This is a genomic window from Streptomyces sp. NPDC001663, assembly GCF_042893105.1.
GTDB lineage: Bacteria > Actinomycetota > Actinomycetes > Streptomycetales > Streptomycetaceae > Streptomyces.
Genome location: NZ_JBIAUR010000002.1, coordinates 1 through 17977, shown reverse-complemented (window position 1 = coordinate 17977; position 17977 = coordinate 1). Strand labels below are relative to the sequence as shown.

18 protein-coding genes and 1 rRNA gene are annotated in these 17977 nt (G+C 69.6%); 4 read left to right on the top strand and 15 right to left on the bottom strand.

Annotation, left to right across the window (positions count from 1 at the left end):
• Window positions 1-23: 23 nt before the first annotated feature.
• From ACFY1L_RS06340 to ACFY1L_RS06320, 5 genes are all read right to left on the bottom strand, one after another.
• Window positions 24-1727, bottom strand: a complete 1704-nt coding sequence (locus ACFY1L_RS06340; RefSeq protein WP_388819072.1) for a uroporphyrinogen-III synthase — start codon at window positions 1725-1727, stop codon at window positions 24-26.
• On the bottom strand, window positions 1724-2683 hold the full coding sequence (gene hemC / locus ACFY1L_RS06335; protein WP_388819069.1) for a hydroxymethylbilane synthase: 960 nt from the start codon (window positions 2681-2683) through the stop codon (window positions 1724-1726). Before hemC ends, ACFY1L_RS06340 begins: the two co-directional genes overlap by 4 nt.
• Window positions 2680-4404: a glutamyl-tRNA reductase gene (locus tag ACFY1L_RS06330; protein WP_388819067.1), complete on the bottom strand. Its 1725-nt coding sequence runs from the start codon at window positions 4402-4404 to the stop codon at window positions 2680-2682. Before ACFY1L_RS06330 ends, hemC begins: the two co-directional genes overlap by 4 nt.
• Window positions 4401-5165 carry a redox-sensing transcriptional repressor Rex gene (locus ACFY1L_RS06325; RefSeq protein WP_361278271.1) on the bottom strand — a complete coding sequence of 255 codons (765 nt, stop codon included), beginning with the start codon at window positions 5163-5165 and terminating at the stop codon, window positions 4401-4403. Before ACFY1L_RS06325 ends, ACFY1L_RS06330 begins: the two co-directional genes overlap by 4 nt.
• Window positions 5166-5412: 247 nt before the next feature.
• Entirely contained in the window at window positions 5413-5694 is a 282-nt protein-coding gene (locus ACFY1L_RS06320; protein WP_388819064.1) for a glutaredoxin family protein, read from the bottom strand.
• Window positions 5695-5789: 95 nt separating this feature from the next.
• Here ACFY1L_RS06320 and ACFY1L_RS06315 point away from each other — a divergent pair, with 95 nt between their 5' ends.
• The 3 genes from ACFY1L_RS06315 (at window position 5790) to ACFY1L_RS06305 (ending at window position 9380) form a co-directional block, all read left to right on the top strand.
• Entirely contained in the window at window positions 5790-6728 is a 939-nt protein-coding gene (locus tag ACFY1L_RS06315; RefSeq protein WP_361278267.1) for an HAD-IB family hydrolase, read from the top strand.
• 381 nt (window positions 6729-7109) lie between these two features.
• Window positions 7110-7883 (top strand): ECF subfamily RNA polymerase sigma factor, BldN family, encoded by a 774-nt coding sequence (locus tag ACFY1L_RS06310; RefSeq protein WP_388819061.1) that lies wholly within the window; start codon window positions 7110-7112, stop codon window positions 7881-7883.
• A 273-nt stretch (window positions 7884-8156) separates the two neighbouring features.
• A complete protein-coding gene (locus ACFY1L_RS06305; RefSeq protein ID WP_388819059.1) occupies window positions 8157-9380 on the top strand; it encodes a DUF5667 domain-containing protein in 1224 nt (407 codons plus the stop codon).
• 73 nt (window positions 9381-9453) lie between these two features.
• Here the strand turns inward: ACFY1L_RS06305 and ACFY1L_RS06300 are convergent, their stop codons facing one another.
• From ACFY1L_RS06300 to ACFY1L_RS06280, 5 genes are all read right to left on the bottom strand, one after another.
• The gene (locus ACFY1L_RS06300) at window positions 9454-10506 is read right to left on the bottom strand and encodes a lysophospholipid acyltransferase family protein (RefSeq protein ID WP_388819056.1); all 1053 of its coding nucleotides are present in this window, start codon (window positions 10504-10506) and stop codon (window positions 9454-9456) included.
• Window positions 10507-10520: 14 nt separating this feature from the next.
• Window positions 10521-11582 carry an NAD-dependent epimerase/dehydratase family protein gene (locus ACFY1L_RS06295; RefSeq protein ID WP_388819053.1) on the bottom strand — a complete coding sequence of 354 codons (1062 nt, stop codon included), beginning with the start codon at window positions 11580-11582 and terminating at the stop codon, window positions 10521-10523.
• A gap of 281 nt (window positions 11583-11863) precedes the next feature.
• A complete protein-coding gene (locus tag ACFY1L_RS06290) occupies window positions 11864-11962 on the bottom strand; it encodes a 30S ribosomal protein bS22 (RefSeq protein ID WP_003948845.1) in 99 nt (32 codons plus the stop codon).
• Window positions 11963-12115: 153 nt separating this feature from the next.
• On the bottom strand, window positions 12116-12325 hold the full coding sequence (locus ACFY1L_RS06285) for a helix-turn-helix domain-containing protein (protein WP_016437488.1): 210 nt from the start codon (window positions 12323-12325) through the stop codon (window positions 12116-12118).
• 129 nt (window positions 12326-12454) lie between these two features.
• Entirely contained in the window at window positions 12455-13270 is an 816-nt protein-coding gene (locus tag ACFY1L_RS06280; RefSeq protein ID WP_388819050.1) for a phosphatase, read from the bottom strand.
• A gap of 207 nt (window positions 13271-13477) precedes the next feature.
• Between ACFY1L_RS06280 and ACFY1L_RS06275 the strand changes: the two genes are divergently transcribed.
• Window positions 13478-13918, top strand: a complete 441-nt coding sequence (locus ACFY1L_RS06275; RefSeq protein WP_388819047.1) for a hypothetical protein — start codon at window positions 13478-13480, stop codon at window positions 13916-13918.
• Between the two features lie 34 nt (window positions 13919-13952).
• Here the strand turns inward: ACFY1L_RS06275 and ACFY1L_RS06270 are convergent, their stop codons facing one another.
• The 5 genes from ACFY1L_RS06270 to rrf form a co-directional block, all read right to left on the bottom strand.
• Window positions 13953-15125, bottom strand: a complete 1173-nt coding sequence (locus ACFY1L_RS06270; protein ID WP_388819044.1) for an acetoin utilization protein AcuC — start codon at window positions 15123-15125, stop codon at window positions 13953-13955.
• Complete coding sequence (locus ACFY1L_RS06265; RefSeq protein ID WP_388819041.1) at window positions 15076-16296, bottom strand: MFS transporter; 1221 nt, start codon at window positions 16294-16296, stop codon at window positions 15076-15078. Before ACFY1L_RS06265 ends, ACFY1L_RS06270 begins: the two co-directional genes overlap by 50 nt.
• An 84-nt stretch (window positions 16297-16380) precedes the next feature.
• Window positions 16381-17103 (bottom strand): VC0807 family protein, encoded by a 723-nt coding sequence (locus ACFY1L_RS06260; RefSeq protein ID WP_388819038.1) that lies wholly within the window; start codon window positions 17101-17103, stop codon window positions 16381-16383.
• Between the two features lie 69 nt (window positions 17104-17172).
• Window positions 17173-17823, bottom strand: a complete 651-nt coding sequence (locus ACFY1L_RS06255) for an HAD family hydrolase (protein WP_388819035.1) — start codon at window positions 17821-17823, stop codon at window positions 17173-17175.
• A 59-nt stretch (window positions 17824-17882) separates the two neighbouring features.
• A 5S ribosomal RNA gene (gene rrf, locus ACFY1L_RS06250) occupies window positions 17883-17977 on the bottom strand; the annotation flags it as partial.

The following is a 17977-nucleotide window of genomic DNA, read 5'->3' as shown; positions in this document are numbered from 1 at the left end:
AGGGACGCGCACCCCCACCCACCTCAGGTCGTACGACGCCGCCGAGCCCCCGGCCGCCGCTCACTCGGCCGAGTCACCGCGTCGCCCGCCTCGAGCGCGGCAGCCCGGCGCCGCAGCCCGAAGTCGGCAAGAGCCTCCGCCAGCTTGTGAACCGACGGCTCCGGAGCCATCACATCCACCCGCAGCCCATGCTCCTCGGCGGTCTTCGCGGTGGCCGGCCCAATACAAGCGATCACCGTCACGTTGTGCGGCTTCCCGGCAATCCCGACCAGGTTCCGCACAGTCGACGACGAGGTGAAGAGAACGGCATCGAAGCCACCCCCCTTGATCGCCTCCCGGGTCTCCGCCGGCGGCGGCGAGGCCCGCACGGTCCGGTAGGCCGTGACGTCGTCGACCTCCCAGCCCAACTCGATGAGCCCGGCGACAAGAGTCTCCGTGGCGATGTCCGCACGCGGCAGGAACACCCGGTCAATGGGATCAAAGACGGGGTCGTACGGCGGCCAGTCCTCAAGCAGCCCGGCAGCCGACTGCTCCCCCGACGGCACCAGATCCGGCTTCACACCAAACGCAACCAGCGCCTTGGCGGTCTGCTCCCCCACCGCGGCGACCTTGATCCCCGCGAAGGCCCGCGCATCGAGCCCGTACTCCTCGAACTTCTCCCGAACCGCCTTCACGGCGTTGACCGACGTGAACGCGATCCACTCGTACCGCCCGGTCACCAGCCCCTTCACGGCCCGCTCCATCTGCTGGGGCGTCCGCGGCGGCTCGACGGCGATGGTCGGCACCTCGTGCGGCACGGCCCCGTAGGACCGCAGCTGGTCGGAGAGCGAAGCCGCCTGCTCCTTCGTACGCGGCACGAGGACCTTCCAGCCGAACAGCGGCTTGGACTCGAACCACGACAGCTGGTCGCGCTGGGCGGCGGCGGAACGCTCACCGACCACGGCTATCACCGGCCGCCCGCCCTCCGGCGAGGGCAGCACCTTGGCCTGCTTCAGCGTCTGGGCGATCGTCCCCAGCGTGGCCGTCCAGGTCCGCTGACGAGTGGTCGTACCAGCCACCGTGACGGTCATCGGCGTATCGGGCTTGCGTCCGGCCGACACCAGCTCACCGGCGGCGGCGCCGACGGAGTCGAGCGTCGTCGACACGACCACCGTCCCGTCGGAGGCGCCGACCTCGGTCCAGCACCGGTCGGAGGCGGTACGGGCGTCCACGAACCGCACGTCCGCGCCCTGCGCGTCCCGTAGCGGAACACCGGCGTACGCGGGCACGCCGACGGCCGCGGCGACGCCCGGCACCACCTCGAAGGGCACGCCCGCGGCGGCGCAGGCAAGCATCTCCTCGGCGGCGTACGCGTCGAGCCCGGGGTCTCCGGACACCGCACGCACGACCCGCCTGCCGCCCCGCGCGGCCTCCATGACAAGATGTGCGGCATCCCGTACCGCGGGGACCCCAGCGGTTGTTGACGAACCGTCAACAACCGCCAGCTGAGGCGTGCCCGTGCCCGGAAGCGGGTCCGACGAAGGACCCGTGTCCGTGTGCACTTCGGCCACGCCTTGCCTGGCGTGCTGACGCACCACGTCGAGCACGTCGTGCTCGGCGACGAGGACGTCCGCGTTCGCCAGCGCCTCGACGGCGCGCAGAGTCAGCAGTCCCGGATCCCCGGGTCCGGCACCCAGGAAGGTGACGTGCCCGTGATCGAGGCCGGTGGGTAGGGTGGTGGGGCTCAATGTGCTCGCTCCCCCATCAGACCGGCCGCGCCCTGGGCAAGCATCTCGGCAGCGAGTTCGCGACCGAGCGCCATCGCCTGGTCGTTTGTCTCGGGCACGGGACCGGTGGTGGACAGCTGCACCATGCGCGCGCCGTCGGTCGTGCCGACGACGCCGCGCAGGCGCATTTCCTTGACAATCTGCCCGTCGGCCAGCAGGTCGGCCAGCGCGCCCACAGGGGCGCTGCAGCCGGCCTCCAGGGCGGCGAGCAGTGACCGCTCGGCGGTCACGGCGACCCGCGTGAACGGGTCGTCGAGCTCACCGAGCGCTGCGATCAGTTCCGCGTTGTCCGCGGCACACTCGATCGCCAGTGCCCCCTGGCCGGGGGCGGGCAGAACCGTGTCTATCGACAGGAAGTCGGTGACCTCGTCGATGCGGCCGATCCGGCTGAGGCCGGCGGCGGCCAGGACGACGGCGTCCAGCTCGCCGTCGTGCACGTACCCGATCCGGGTGTCTACGTTGCCCCGGATCGGCACGGTCTCGATGTCCAGCCCGTGGCTGCGCGCGTATGCGTTCAGCTGCGCCATGCGGCGCGGCGAGCCGGTGCCGATCCTCGCCCCGCGGGGCAGGTCGGTGAACTTCAGCGCGTCCCGGGCGACGATCACGTCGCGCGGGTCCTCGCGCAGCGGGACGGCGGCGAGCGCCAGCTCCTCGGGCTGCGCGGTGGGCAGGTCCTTGAGCGAATGAACCGCGAAGTCGACCTCGCCCCTCAGCAGCGCGTCGCGCAGCGCCGTGACGAACACTCCCGTGCCGCCGATCTGCGCGAGGTGCTCACGCGACGTGTCGCCGTACGTGGTGATCTCGACGAGCTCGACCGGCCGTCCGGTCACCCGGCTCACGGCGTCCGCCACCTGCCCGGACTGGGCCGTGGCGAGTCTGCTTCGCCTCGTCCCCAGTCTCAATGCCTTGCTACTCATGCGGGCCCTCGGTTCTTGCTGTTCTCAGGTTCGTCGTCGGCGCGATCGGCCCGGGAGACGGCGGCGACCGCCTCCTGGTCGAGGTCGAACAGGGTGCGCAGCGCGTCCGCGTACCCGGCGCCGCCGGGCTCGGCGGCGAGCTGCTTGACCCGTACGGTCGGCGCGTGCAGCAGCTTGTCGACCACGCGCTTGACGGTCTGTGTGATCTCGCCGCGGTGCTTGTCGTCGAGCCCGGGCAGCCGCCCCTCGAGCCGCGCGATCTCGGTGGCGACCACGTCGGCGGCCATGGTGCGCAGGGCCACGACGGTCGGCGTGATGTGCGCGGCCCGAAGCGCCGCCCCGAAGGCCGCGACCTCGTCGGAGACGATACGGCGGACCTGGTCGACGTCGGCCGCCATCGGCGCGCCGGCGGAGGCCTCGGCGAGCGACTCGATGTCGACGAGCCTGACTCCGGCCAGCCGGTGCACGGCCGCGTCGATGTCACGGGGCATCGCGAGGTCGAGAAGGAAGAGCACGGGCGCCGGACGCGGCGGCTCGGCGACCGGTTCGGGCTTGCGGCGCTCGGGGATCCGGCCGCCGGCGGCCACGGTCGCGGCGAGCGCGGTGATCAGCTCGGCATCGGCCTCGGGCGCCCGGCGGGCGGCCTCACGGCGGTCGACGGTGCCGTTGTCCACCCAGGCGGCGTGCTGCTCCAGCGTCGCCGCATCCATCCCGGCGACGGCGGCCTCGCCCATCACGGAGAAGCCCTGCTGCACGGCGGACAGGTCGAGCGGACAGTTCTCGTCGTTGCCGACGCTGGTGGGCGGCAGCGCTCCGGGGCGTACCTCCGCCTTGTCCGCCGTACGACCACTGCCGTCGAGTTCCGCGACGACCGCGCCGGTGCGGCCCTCGACCGCGCCCGCGATCGTCTCCGCCGTCAGGACCAGGCCCGTCGCCCCGGTACAGGACACCGCGACGTCGGCACGTGTCAGCTCGGCCGGCACCGAATCCATCGGTACCGCGCGGGCCAGCACGTCCGTGTCGTCGCCCTCGGTGAGGATCTGTGCGAGGCGTTCGGCGCGGTCGGCGGTGCGGTTGGCGATCACTATCTCGCGGACCCCGGCCCGCGCGAGCGTCGCCGCGGCCAGCGAGGACATCGAACCGGCGCCGATGACCAGCGCCTTCTTGCCGCGGGCCCAGTCCAGGACGTCGGCCCCGGCGGACAGCTGCTCCAGGCCGAAGGTGACCAGGGACTGCCCGGCGCGGTCGATGCCGGTCTCGGAGTGGGCGCGCTTGCCGACCCGCAGCGCCTGCTGGAACAGGTCGTTCAGCAGCCGCCCGGCCGTGTGCAGGTCCTGCGCCTTGGCGAGGGAGTCCTTGATCTGGCCGAGGATCTGCCCCTCGCCGACGACCATGGAGTCGAGCCCGCAGGCCACCGAGAACAGGTGGTGAACCGCCCGGTCCTCGTAGTGGACGTACAGATAGGGCGTGAGCTCCTCGAGGCCCACCCCGCTGTGCTGGGCGAGCAGCGTGGACAGCTCGGCGACACCGGCGTGGAACTTGTCGACGTCGGCGTACAGCTCGATGCGGTTGCAGGTCGCGAGCACCGCGGCCTCGGTGGCGGGCTCAGCGGCGACCGTGTCCTGCAGCAGCTTGATCTGGGCGTCCGCGTTCAGCGCGGCCCGCTCCAGGACGCTGACCGGGGCGCTGCGGTGGCTCAGCCCGACGACGAGGAGACTCATGCCGGCATCACGGCGGGTACGTCCCCGTCTGGTCCCTGCTCGGCGGACTCCTTGCGGGTGGCGGCGACCGGGGCGGTGCCGTCGGTCGACGCGGCCTCCTCACCGGCCTTGCGCTGCTCGTGGAAGGCGAGGATCTGCAGCTCGATGGAGAGATCCACCTTGCGTACGTCGACGCCGTCCGGGACGGACAGCACGGTCGGCGCGAAGTTCAGGATGGAGGTGACCCCGGCGGCCACGAGCCGGTCGCAGACCGGCTGGGCGGCACCGGCGGGGGTGGCGATGACGCCGATGGACACCCCGTTGTCCTCGATGATCTTTTCCAGATCGTCGGAGTGCTGCACGGGGATCCCGGCCACGGGCTTTCCGGCCATTGCGGGATCGGCGTCGATGAGGGCCGCGACCCGGAAACCACGCGAGGCGAACCCGCCGTAGTTGGCCAGGGCGGCACCGAGGTTTCCGATACCGACGATGACAACCGGCCAGTCCTGGGTCAGGCCCAGCTCACGGGAGATCTGGTAGACGAGATACTCGACGTCGTAGCCGACACCGCGCGTGCCGTACGAACCCAGGTACGAGAAGTCCTTGCGCAGCTTGGCGGAGTTGACCCCCGCCGCGGCCGCGAGCTCCTCCGAGGAGACCGTGGGTACCGAGCGCTCCGACAGTGCGGTCAGGGCTCGGAGGTACAGCGGAAGCCTGGCGACGGTGGCCTCGGGAATCCCTCGGCTTCGGGTCGCCGGTCGGTGAGTTCGGCCAGTTGCCACGGTGCTCCTGCGGGTAGAGCGGGGCTGCAGGCGGTCACACGTACCCAGACCGCCCCGTCGACAGCAGGCTATGTCTTTGTGAACGCGTGCACAAAGATGGTGTCCGATTTGCCCGGCCAACGTGACCGGGGTCACGCACACGCGTCCCAGGCGCATCCCAGGGGGCAAAACCGACACACTCCTCGTGAATCCCGCCCCCCAGACCAGACCGTCACCGATCCTAAGCGACGTTCGGTACGGCCTTGTACTACTCGGTCAGTTCTTTGCGGAGGCGGCCCTCGTCCACCCGCCAGAAGGTGTGCTGCCTGCCGTCGACGAGTACCACGGGGATCTGCTCCCAGTACTCGTCGTGGAGTTCCCGGTCCTGGGTGATGTCCTTCTTCTCCCAGGGCACGCCGAGTTCCCCGCAGACCTTCTCGACGACCAGCTGCGCGTCCTCGCACAGATGACAGTCGGGCTTGCCGATGAGAGTGACCAACCGCTCGCTGGGGGCGGGTTTACGCCGGAAGATGGGAGCCATGTCGGCCATTGTCGCGCTTGTTTAACGACACAGTCGCGGAGAGTTCACAGCGTTCAAACCTCTCGCGTCTGGAGGCACCGAACAAACTGGCTATGCTCACGGGCATGGCCGCTCTCGGATGGCTCACTCCCCGTAGGCGCTCCGCCACGGCGCGGAGCGTGTTGGCAGGCGAGGCCTCGGCGGAGGCTGCGCGCAAGTCCTCGCAGGAAGTCCAGGACGTCCACGACGCCCAGGACGGCACAGAAGAGGAACCGGAGTTCCCGGTACTCGGCGACGACAAGGCTGCTGCCTTCTTCGACCTCGACAACACCGTGATGCAAGGTGCTGCCCTCTTCCACTTCGGGCGGGGTCTGTACAAGCGGAAGTTCTTCGAGACCCGCGACCTCGCCAAGTTCGCCTGGCAGCAGGCATGGTTCCGCCTCGCCGGCGTCGAGGACCCGGAACACATGCAGGAGGCCCGCGACTCGGCCCTGTCCATCGTGAAGGGCCACCGCGTCGCCGAACTCCAGTCGATCGGCGAGGAGATCTACGACGAGTACATGGCCGAGCGCATCTGGCCGGGCACCCGCGCCCTCGCCCAGGCGCACCTGGACGCAGGCCAGAAGGTCTGGTTGGTCACAGCGGCACCGGTCGAGATCGCCACGGTGATCGCCCGGCGCCTCGGCCTCACCGGCGCCCTCGGCACGGTCGCCGAGTCCGTCGACGGCGTCTACACGGGCAAGTTGGTGGGCGAACCGCTCCACGGCCCGGCAAAGGCCGAAGCGGTACGGGCGTTGGCCGCCGCGGAGGGCCTGGACCTCTCCCGCTGCGCCGCCTACAGCGACTCCCACAACGACATCCCGATGCTCTCGCTCGTCGGCCACCCCTACGCCATCAACCCGGACACCAAGCTCCGCAAACACGCCCGCACCCTGGACTGGCGCCTGCGCGACTACCGCACGGGCCGCAAGGCCGCCAAGGTCGGCATCCCGGCGGCGGCCGGCGTCGGCGCGGTGGCCGGCGGCACGGCTGCGGCCATCGCCCTGCACCGCAGGCGCCGTTAGGACCTCACAACCCACTCGAACAGGGGCGTCGCACCGCGACGCCCCTCTTTCGTTCTCGGACCCCTCCGCCGCAAACACGCCAATCCGTACGAGCGGACCGCACACCCGCCCTGTCCAGTCGCATTGGCTGCACACGGCCACAACACGCCCCGTTCTCAGCCGTAACCCGAACTCAATCGATCAACAACCGGTCACGCTACGGCACTTGATCGTGCGTCAATCGGTTACAGAAGCGACGTAATCGATGATTTGAGCAACTGGGTGTAGCAGCGCCTGCACGAAGCGTTATTCTCCTCAGACGCAAACCGGTACCCCTCCGTCGCTACGACGGGTGAACGGTCCCGCACTGCACGTGATGGAAGCTCTGCCTCTGGGAGTCCCGTGTACCCACACGTCGGGGTTGACGCCTCGGGCCTGGCTACGCTGCGCGCAACGGTCCACAACCTGTTGCGCGGCTTCGTCCCCACCGCGTACGCCGTCCCTGCCTTCGCCGCAGCCACCACCCCCGTCGGCCCGTGCTACGCGCTCGCCGACGGCAGCGCCGTCGCCGGGAGACGCGGCCGTGCGGGCGGTGCCACCACCACCCGCCGCCCGGCCGCGGACAGCGACAGCGCCCGGATGATGGACCTCGTCGAACGCGCCCAGGCCGGCGAGGCGGACGCCTTCGGCCGGCTCTACGACCAGTACAGCGACACCGTGTACCGCTACATCTATTACCGGGTGGGCGGAAAGGCCACCGCCGAGGACCTCACCAGTGAGACGTTCCTGCGCGCGCTGCGCCGCATCGGCACCTTCACCTGGCAGGGCCGCGACTTCGGCGCCTGGCTCGTCACCATCGCCCGCAACCTCGTGGCCGACCACTTCAAGTCGAGCCGCTTCCGCCTCGAGGTGACCACCGGCGAGATGCTCGACGCCAACGAGGTCGAGCGCTCCCCCGAGGACTCCGTCCTGGAGTCCCTCTCCAACGCCGCGCTGCTCGACGCCGTGCGACGCCTCAACCCCCAGCAGCAGGAGTGCGTGACACTCCGCTTCCTCCAAGGCCTCTCGGTCGCCGAGACCGCCCGCGTGATGGGCAAGAACGAGGGCGCCATCAAGACTCTCCAGTACCGAGCCGTACGCACCCTCGCCCGCCTCCTCCCGGACGACGCGCGCTGACGGAACACACGGACCCGGCAGCGGACCCGGCGATTGGCCGACCGACACACTCAGTGACGTCCAACTCGCTGTCTGTGAAAGTCCGTTGACTTCCCGATCCGACCATCCGTCGTCCGTAACCCAAGTGCCGCGCCGCTCGTTGTGCGGGATGCAGGCTCCCTGTGGTCACTCCCTGGCCGACTCCGATCACTCGATCGTGTGGTTGTGGTCAGGGTGTGCAACCCTCAGGACCCCCTGGGGAGCCGACCGTCATCACGAGAGGAGGTGCCGCCAGTGATCGCGAACGTATCGGCACACCGGCGGGCGAACGCCTTCGCCCAGGCCCTGGAGGAGCAGTCCGACCGGGACACGGCGGCCGAGCAGTCCGAAGGACCGGCCCCGGCGGCCCCGGCTGCTGCGGAACAGACCGAGCAGGGCCGCCTGTTGGCCCTCGCGGACCGTCTCGACGAACTGCCCAGACCGGAGCTGGACCCCGAGGTCAAGGTCGTTCAGCGCGCCCAGCTGGTGGCCGCGTTCGAGGCCATGCTGCAGGAGGGCGCCGGCGGCGAGGCGGCGGACCCGTCGGTACCGGGGCAGCGCTCCCGGGGCGCGCACCGGGCGAGCCCGCTGGGCAAGCTGCGACCCCGTTCCCGGCTCACCAAGGGCCTTGCCGCGGGCGGTCTCAGCGTCGGTGTCGCCGCGGGGGCCTTCGGCGGAGTCGCAGCAGCCAGCTCGGACGCGCTGCCGGGCGACTCGCTCTACGGCCTCAAGCGCGGCATCGAGGACTTCAAGCTCAACTACATGTCCGACGGGGACGACGAGCGTGGCGTCGCCTACCTCGACCAGGCCTCCACCCGCCTGAGCGAGGCCCGCCGCCTCATGGAGCGCGGCCGCAGCGGCCACCTCGACCACGAGTCCCTCGGTGAGATCCGCCGCACCCTGTCCGGCATGACCCACGACGCCTCCGAGGGCCACCGCCTGCTGCACGAGGCGTACGAGCGCGACCCCAAGTCCCTCGGCCCCATCCAGGCCCTGTCCACCTTCTCGCTCGCCCACCGCGATGCCTGGGGCGCCCTGCGCGACCGGCTCCCCGTCCAACTCGTGGACGTCAGCCAGCAGGTGACGTCGGTGTTCGCCGCCATAGACGAAGAGGTCGCCCCGCTGCAGTCCCTGCTCCCGCAGCCCCCGGCCAAGGGCGGCGGGGACAGCAAGCGACACGGCTCGGGTACGGCGTCCACGAACACGTCCGGCTCCGGCCGGGGCTCGGCGGCCCCCAGCACCGGCGACGGCTCCTCCGTCGGCAACCATTCCAGCAGCCCGAGCAAGTCGGCCGAGTCCACCGGCGGCGGCCTCATCGGCGGCAGCACCGGCGGCCTGCTCGACCCGCCCAAGGACACCGACAGCGCCTCCCCGTCGGCGAGCAAGACACCGTCCACCGAACCGCAGGTGACGATCCCGCCACTCCTCCCGGGCCTGCTGCCGGGCCTCGGCATCAACGGCGAGGACACAGGCCAGTAGTCCGTACGACGACGGGGGCGCCCTTCTCAGGAGGGACGCCCCCGTCGTCGTACAGAAAAGCCTGTAAGAACGGTCAGAAGAACACCGACCTCCGCTGCACCAACAACTTGTACAACGTGTGCTGGATCTGCTCCCTGACCTGGTCCGTCAGGTTGAACATCAGCATCGGGTCCTCGGCCGCCTCCGGCGGATAGCCGTCCGTCAGGATCGGCTCGCCGAACTGGATCGTCCACTTGGTCGGGAGAGGGATCGCACCGAGCGGACCCAGCCACGGAAACGTCGGCGTCAGCGGGAAGTACGGGAAGCCCAGGACGCGGGCCAATGTCTTCGCGTTGCCGATCATCGGGAAGATCTCCTCGGCCCCGACGATCGAGCACGGGATGATCGGCGTGCCCTTGCGCAGGGCGGTGGAGACGAAGCCGCCGCGGCCGAAGCGCTGCAGCTTGTAGCGCTCGCTGAAGGGCTTGCCGATGCCCTTGAAGCCCTCCGGCATGACCCCGACCACCTCGCCCTGCGCCAGCAGCCGTTCGGCGTCCTCCGCGCAGGCCAGGGTGTGCCCGAGCTTGCGGGCGAGCTCGTTGACCACCGGCAGCATGAAGACCAGGTCGGCGGCGAGCAGCCGCAGATGCCGGCCGGCCGGATGGTTGTCGTGGACGGCGACCTGCATCATCAGGCCGTCCAGCGGCAGCGTGCCGGAGTGGTTGGCGACGATCAGCGCGCCGCCCTCGGACGGGATGTTCTCGACGCCCTTCACCTCGACCCGGAAGTACTTCTCGTACACCGGCCGCAGCAAGGACATCAGGACCTGGTCGGTCAGCTCCTCGTCGTAGCCGAAGTCGTCGACCTCGTAGTCACCGGTGAGGCGGCGGCGCAGGAAGTTCAGGCCGCTCGCCACACGCCGCTCCAGGCCGCCGCCGTCCTGCGGCCGCTGGGGCGGCTGTTCCTCATGCGTCACGGGAACATCATCCTGCGCGGGCGCCCGGCTGGGCAGGGGCTGGACGTCGCCGACCAGCGCGGGTTCCGTGGCCTTGCGTCGGCTCCCCACGCCCCGGCGCCGCGACGGCCGCTGTACGGCGCTCCCGCGGGACCGGTCGTCGTCGAACGGAATGACCTTGGCATCCGCCATCGTTGATGCGCTCCTCAGTTGGCGCTCTGCGTCGGGGGGTGGCCGCTGCCCGGTAGGGGCAGCGCGGCGATCCGGTCGACGGCCCCCGCAAGGGCCTCCGGCGGAAGGAGCCCGGGTCCACGGCTGCGCGCGAACTCCGCGAAGGTCTCCGCCGTCGTGTACTTCGGCCGGAATCCGAGCGTCTCCCGCATCTGGTCCGTCGCCACGACCCGGCCGTGCGTCAGCAGCCGGATCTGCTCGGGCGAGAAATCGGTCACTCCCAGCGTACGGACCAGCGAGCCTGCCCAGGTGACGGCCGGCAGCAGCAGGGGCACGGTGGGCTTGCCGAGCCGCCGCGAACACTGCGACAGCAGCAGGACGCCGTCGCCGGCGATGTTGAAGGTGCCGCTGTTGAGCGTGCCCCGCTGCGGTTCGTGCGAGGCGATGCGCAGCACCTCGATCACGTCGTCCTCGTGGACGAACTGCAGCCGCGGGTCGTAGCCGAAAACGGTCGGCAGGACCGGCAGCGAGAAGTAGGAGGCGAGCGGCGTGTCCGCCGTGGGCCCCAGGATGTTGGCGAACCGCAGCACGCACACGGCGACATCCGGCCGCCGCCGCGCGAAGCCGCGCACGTACCCCTCGACCTCGACCGTGTCCTTGGCGAAGCCGCCGCTGGGCAGGGACTTGGGCGGGGTCGTCTCCGTGAACACCGCGGGATCACGGGGCGCCGACCCGTACACGTTCGTACTGGACTTGATCACAAGCCGCTTCACGGCCGGCGACTTCTGGCAGGCACCGAGCAGCTGCATGGTGCCGATGACATTGGTCTCCTTGATCGCGGTCCGGCTGCCACTGCCCAGCCCGGTCGCGCTCACATCCATGTGTACGACGGTGTCCGCACCCGTCTCGGCGAGCACACGCGCAATGGTGGGCTGCCGGATGTCCGCCTGGATGAAGTCGGCACCACCGAGATGATGCTCGGGTGGGACCGCGTCCACGGCGACAACCCGGTCCACCTGCGGGTCACGCTGGATCCGTCGTACGAACCGGCCCCCCAACCTGCGGGCCACTCCGGTCACGAGCACGACCTTGCCCAAGATCTGCGCCTTCCTTCCAGCCCATTCCGGTATTCGTAGCGTGCCGCGTTCCCCGTGTGTGGCCAACTTAGCGGGTCGATGTTGCGCTGTGATGACCACCCAATGCACGAAGTGACGACATCCACAGGCCTACGAACAGACCAAGCCATGTGAAAGACGTGCGTAGGCTCAGGGCTTGTGCGAGGTCCCGTGCGCTTCTGGGAGCTTCTGTGAACCGCAGACGCGTGTGGCCCCCCACCAATTGCGGTGGGGGGCCACAGAACACGCTCTTACGGCGCCGCTTACTTCTTGTTGCGACGCTGAACGCGCGTGCGCTTGAGCAGCTTGCGGTGCTTCTTCTTCGCCATCCGCTTGCGCCGCTTCTTGATAACAGAGCCCACGACTACCCTCGCTCACTTCTCATCACTCGGTGCTGGGCGCCGGGGCCCATACGACCTACGAGGGGCCAGCCTACCCGTCCGAGCGCTGAGCTCGTAATCGAGGCAGAGCCGGGGGAGATCCCGAAGTGCCCTGAGGATCCCCCCGGGACGCCGTCAGGCGGTTTCCACCCCCACATAGCTCTCGCGAAGGTACTCGTGAACCGCGTTCTCGGGGACGCGGAAGGACCGCCCCACCCTGATCGCGGGCAGATGACCGCTGTGCACCAACCGGTACACGGTCATCTTCGACACTCGCATCACCGAGGCGACCTCCGCCACGGTAAGGAACTGAACCTCGCTCAGAGGCCTCTGCTCTGCAGCCATGACACACCTGAACCTTCCGCACTCGACGGCCACCGGCTTCCCCTTCCGGTGACTCTTCGTCGCTGCGTGCTCACTCCCCAATGTAGGGGCGGGTGATGCGAGTGGGGAAGAGGTGCACCCATCGGCGGCCTACTGTGACAGACACGCTCGATTGAGTACGTAGCGGGTAAGCGGCCGGTAGTAATCAGACCGCACAGCGTCATCAAGTGGAACTACGACGGACACGGACCCCTCCGCCTCCCCCACGAAGAGCGCGGGGTCGTCCGTATCGGCAAGACCAATGGCCTCGAACCCCAGCTGACCTGCCCCGCAGACCCAGCCGTGGTCCCCGACCACCAGCTCGGGAAGCGGCCCGCCGGCCTCGGCCGCCGCGGCCAGCGCGGTACGAACCGGGAGCGGCGAGTGCGTGTGTGCGCCGGTCGCACAACCGGGGCGAGAGGCGCCGGGTTCCCGCACCAGCGCGACTCCTTGTACGTAGTCAAGGTTGTACGTGCGTAGACCGAACCGGGTCGTTATGTCGACACAGTGACCATGCGCCGGTGTGAGGACGGTACATCCAGCCGCCGACAACGCGTCCGCCAAGGCGGCGTAGAAGCCGAGCAGGCGGTGCGGATGGCCGGTGCCGAGGAGCACGGGGGCGCTGCGCTGGGCCGCAGCGGCGAGACGCTCGGCGAAGGCATCCAGAGCGCTCAAAGTTCGCTCCGGATCGATCACATCATGGCCGGAGACATGCTGCGGATCGGCCGAAACCCCGCACTTGTCCGCCATCAACTCGATCAAATCCCGCTGGCGCCATGTCCATTCGGGATCAAGACCGATCAGAACGCGAGGATCCCGAGCGGCGAAGAGCCGGTAGCTACGGAGGCTCTCCTCCCGCGACGTGGCCACCGGCCCGGCGAGACGGGCAGCCAGCAGATGGGCGCGCAGGGCTCCGGTGCTCAACACGTCTCGATGGTGGCCGAGGGGACTGAGCGCAGCCATGCGAACGGGCAAACACCGCACAGTTGGCGTAACGGCCCTCGTGACACCGGTGACAGAACGGCGACACAAAGCCCCACAACTGTCAGGGGGCCACCCGGGTCTCACCCTGCGTGGACGGCAACGACCAACCGTTCACAGCGCATTGACCAAGACATCAACAGGGGGAACACCATGAAGCCGATCCGTCGCAAGGCAGCCACCGCCGGCGCCCTCGCCGTCCTCGCCCTGGGCGGCACGCTCGCCGCGACCACGCCGGCCTCGGCCGCCACGCCCACCGCCTACAACGGCGCCTGCGGCAAGGGCTACGACGTCATCCGGGCCACGCCGATCCACAGCTCCCAGTCCACCATCCCCGCCACCACGTTCGTGACCTTCAACAAGGACGCCGGCAAGGTCTGCGCGGTCACGGTGCGCACCACCCCGGGCACCCGCGTCTTCATGGAGGTCACGCTGGACACCTGGCCGTACAGCAGCGGGGAGGCCAGGGACTCCGGCTCCTACACCAGCTACGCGGGCCCGGTGTACAAGGACGCCCCCGACGACGGTCAGTGCCTGACCTGGAGCGGCTCGATCGACATCTACTACAACTCGGACAACGGCCTCTGCACCTGATCCGACGCGACGGCCTGTCGGCGTGGCCCCGGCGTCACGCCAACAGCCCCCGCAACGGAAACACCGCCCGCCGAGTGGCCAGCACCGCCTGGTCCAGCCGGTCCGCCGGGTCGTACCCCGCCTCCCACTCGGCGTACGACACGGGCCACCGCCCGTCCGTCATCCGCGCCGGCGCCAACTGCCGCGTCCGCGCGAACACTTCCTGCCGCCAGTCCTCCGGGATCATCGCCTCCGGCGCGATCTCCCGCCCCGCCGCGATCGCCACGAGATGCGTCCACGACCGCGGCACGACCTCGACCACCGCGTATCCGCCCCCGCCGAGCGCGACCCACTTCCCGTCGGCGTACTCGTGCGCCAGCTCATGGCAGGCGACCTGCACGGCCCGCTGCGCGTCCAGCGACACCGCCAGGTGCGCGAGCGGGTCCTCGAAGTGCGTGTCGGCCCCGTGCTGCGTCACCAGCACCTGCGGCCGGAAATCGGCGATCAGTTCCGGTACGACGGCATGGAAGGCCCGCAGCCACCCCGCATCCCCGGTCCCGGCAGGCAGCGCGGCGTTCACCGCCGCCCCCTCCGCCGAGTCCGCCCCCGTCTCCTCGGGCCACCCGGTCTGCGGAAACAGCGTCCGCGGGTGCTCGTGCAGCGAGATCGTCAGAACCCGCGGATCCTCCCAGAACGCCGCCTGCACCCCGTCCCCGTGGTGCACGTCCACATCGATGTACGCGACGCGCTCGGCCCCCAGCTCCAGCAGCCGCGCGATCGCAAGCGAGGCGTCGTTGTAGATGCAGAACCCCGAGGCACCCCCGGGCATCGCATGGTGCAGCCCGCCCGCGAAGTTCACGGCATGCAGCGCCTCCCCGCGCCACACCGCCTCCGCGGCCCCCACCGACTGCCCGGCGATCATCGCGGAGACCTCGTGCATCCCGGCGAATGCGGGATCGTCCATCGTCCCGAGCCCGTAGGCCTGATCGGCCGCCTCCGGATCGACCGAGGCCGCCTTCACCGCCTCGATGTAATCCTCCCGGTGGACGAGCCGCAGCGTCGACTCCCCGGCGGGCTTCGCCGCCACCACGTCGACGTCCTTGTCCAGCCCGAAGGCATCTACAAGACGCCTGGTCAGGGCGAGCCGGACCGGATCCATCGGATGGTCCGGACCGAAGTCATAGCCCGTTACTGCCTCGTCCCACATCAGCTGTGCGCGGCCGCTCATGCCCGCCACCGTATCGGTCCGGTTGAGGAGCGAACGACCGGGCGTAGACCAGGGTCACCAGCACCAACACCATCGGCACGAGCATGGCCCAGCGATAGCTCCACGCGTCCCCCAGCGCACCCACCAAGGGCGAGCCGATCAGAAAGCCGACGTAGTTGAACACGTTGAGCCGCGCGACGGCCGCATCGGAGGCATTCGGGAACAGCCGCCCGGCCGCCGCGAAGGTCTGCGGCACCAGCACGCACAGTCCCAGCCCCAGCAGCGTGAACCCGAGCATCCCGACCCACGCCCCCGGCGCCACGGCCACCACCGCGAACCCCAGCGCCGCCACCACCGCCCCGATCCGCACGACCGCCACGGCCCCGAACCGCCGTACACCGGAGTCCCCCAGCGACCGCCCCAGCAGCGTGGTCACCATGTAGACGTTGTACGGCACCGTCGACAGCTGCTCGGAGCTCCCGAGCACGTCCTTCAGGTACTTGGCGCTCCAGTTGGAGACGGTCGAGTCCCCGATGTACGCGAAGGTCATCACCAGACACAGCGGCAGCAGCAGCTTGAAGACGACGGCCTGCCCCTCCCCCTTCACCGGCTCGTCCTGTACGGCCGCGGAGGCCTTCCCGTCGACGTACCAGAAGCTCGCCACCAGCGCGGCCGGCAACAACACAGCCACGACCGGCAGATACGACACCCACAGCGCGAGATGCCAGTGCGCCCCCGCCCAGGCCAGCGAGGCCCCCACGATCCCGCCCAGGCTGAACGCCGCGTGGAAACTGAGCATGATGCTGCGCCCGTATGCCCGCTGCAGGCTCACCCCGAGCATGTTCATCGACGCGTCGAGCCCGCCCACGGCAAGCCCGAAGGCGGCCAGCGCGATCCCCAGCTCGACCAGCTGGTCCCCCGACCCGACCCCGACCAGCGCCAGCATCACCACCGGCTGCAGACAACGCAGCAACAGACTCGGAGATATCCGCTTCACCAGCTGCTCGGTCGTCACACTGCCGACGCCGGCGAGTATGGGTACGGCGGCCAGGAACACGGGCAGCAACGCGTCGGAGACCCCGTACCGGTCCTGGATGGCCGGAATGCGGGTCACCAGCAGGGCGAAGGTGGCGCCCTGAGCGAAGAAGCTGAACGCCAAAGAGGCCCTACCGCGCCGCAGCACATCTGTCATGGCGGCGAGCGTAGGGCCCCTGACTACCTGTGGGTAGATCCGGCCAAAGATGAATTTCCTTCAGCTTTACCTTTGTCACTCGGATCACTTGGCGAGAGCGACCGCAGGCTCGGCGCCCTCGGCGGCACCCTTCGCCTCCTCGGAGAGCAGCCTCTCCATCGGCTCGGCGGCAAGACCACCACCCACGACCATGCCGATGACGATCGCGCTGATCAGGAAGACGGTGCCGAGCCAGACCATCGTGTCCACCGGGATCGTGTACGCCCCCACGACCCGCGCGACGCACTCCGCGAGCAGCGCCACACCCCAGACCACGGAGTACGCCCGCTCGTGCCGCCGGAAGGCCACCGACCCGGCCGCGGTCCCGGCCGCCAGCCGCTCCCAGGCGGCCTCCTTGGCGACGTTCCCCTTCACCAGGAAGGGCTTGAGCCCCGCGGTCATCATCGGCTTGCCCAGCGCCACGGAGACCAGGATCCCGATGCCGACGGTGCTGCTGACCGCGCCGTCCTTGGCGAGCATCAGCCGCGGGTCGCCGGAGACGAAGCTCAGCACCAGCCCGACGACGTTCACGACGAGGATGAGGGCGGCGAGCCCGTTGGTCTGCCGCTCCTTGACCGCGCTCCACACGGTCCGCAGCGCCGGCACCACACTGCTCCAGGCGAGCGCCGCGAAGGTGCTCATCCCGAAGCCGTCCTTGAGCAGGTAGTACGACCCGAGGGGCACCGCCACATCCACGAGCAGCGGCTTGAGGTTGGTGAGGAGGCTCTGGCTGCTGGACTGACCCTGAGGAACCGCGTTCGTCGTCATGCTCATAGCTTGGCGTCCGGCACCTGAGCGCCAGTAGAAACGATCGTCCGGAGCTCGGCGTGACAAATGTCAGTGCAGCAGCCCTGACAACTCCCCCATGCCGGAGAAGAGTTGAGTGGCTCCGGTGAGCCGCTCGGCAGGCGTCATGGCCGTGAACCCGTACACGTCCATCCCGGCCGCAACAGCCGCCTGCACCCCCAACGGCGAGTCCTCCACCACCAAACACCGCTCCGGCGCGACCCCCATCCGCTCGGCCGCGTACAGAAAGAGATCCGGCGCGGGCTTCCCCCGCCCCACGTCCTCGGCACTGAAGATGCGCGAGTCGTCGAACCACCGATCCAGCCCGGTCGTCCGATGCCCCACCCGGATCCGCTCATGACTCCCGGAGGACGCCACACAGTACGGAACCCCGTCGGCCGCCAGCTCCTCGAGCACGTCCGCGGCGCCGGCCACCGGCTTCAACTCCCGCTCGAACGCGGCGAACACGCGCGAGTGGAATACGTCGTCGAAGTCCGCCGGCAACCGCTGCCCGCTCCGCTCCTCGACCAGATCATGTATGCGGTGCATGGCGGAACCCATGTAGTCCCGCAGGGAGTCCTCGTACGACGTCGGATGCCCCAGCTCGGTGAGATAGGCGGCCAGGAGCCGGTTGGAGATGGGCTCACTGTCGACGAGGACGCCGTCGTTGTCGAAGATGACAAGGTCGTAGCGCGTTGGCATGACACCACCCTAAACGCAGAAAACCCCGCACCGAATGGTGCGGGGTTTTCTCACAATTTGTTCGGCGGCGTCCTACTCTCCCACAGGGTCCCCCCTGCAGTACCATCGGCGCTGTAAGGCTTAGCTTCCGGGTTCGGAATGTAACCGGGCGTTT

What these genes read in the sequence shown, in the direction of transcription:
- hemC (WP_388819069.1), bottom strand. Translation starts at nt 2,683, where the DNA reads ATGAGTAGCAAGGCATTGAGACTGGGGACGAGGCGAAGCAGACTCGCC.
- ACFY1L_RS06330 (WP_388819067.1), bottom strand. Translation starts at nt 4,404, where the DNA reads ATGAGTCTCCTCGTCGTCGGGCTGAGCCACCGCAGCGCCCCGGTCAGC.
- ACFY1L_RS06320 (WP_388819064.1), bottom strand. Translation starts at nt 5,694, where the DNA reads ATGGCCGACATGGCTCCCATCTTCCGGCGTAAACCCGCCCCCAGCGAG.
- ACFY1L_RS06315 (WP_361278267.1), top strand. Translation starts at nt 5,790, where the DNA reads ATGGCCGCTCTCGGATGGCTCACTCCCCGTAGGCGCTCCGCCACGGCG.
- ACFY1L_RS06300 (WP_388819056.1), bottom strand. Translation starts at nt 10,506, where the DNA reads ATGGCGGATGCCAAGGTCATTCCGTTCGACGACGACCGGTCCCGCGGG.
- ACFY1L_RS06285 (WP_016437488.1), bottom strand. Translation starts at nt 12,325, where the DNA reads ATGGCTGCAGAGCAGAGGCCTCTGAGCGAGGTTCAGTTCCTTACCGTG.
- ACFY1L_RS06275 (WP_388819047.1), top strand. Translation starts at nt 13,478, where the DNA reads ATGAAGCCGATCCGTCGCAAGGCAGCCACCGCCGGCGCCCTCGCCGTC.
- ACFY1L_RS06270 (WP_388819044.1), bottom strand. Translation starts at nt 15,125, where the DNA reads ATGAGCGGCCGCGCACAGCTGATGTGGGACGAGGCAGTAACGGGCTAT.
- ACFY1L_RS06265 (WP_388819041.1), bottom strand. Translation starts at nt 16,296, where the DNA reads ATGACAGATGTGCTGCGGCGCGGTAGGGCCTCTTTGGCGTTCAGCTTC.
- ACFY1L_RS06260 (WP_388819038.1), bottom strand. Translation starts at nt 17,103, where the DNA reads ATGACGACGAACGCGGTTCCTCAGGGTCAGTCCAGCAGCCAGAGCCTC.
- ACFY1L_RS06255 (WP_388819035.1), bottom strand. Translation starts at nt 17,823, where the DNA reads ATGCCAACGCGCTACGACCTTGTCATCTTCGACAACGACGGCGTCCTC.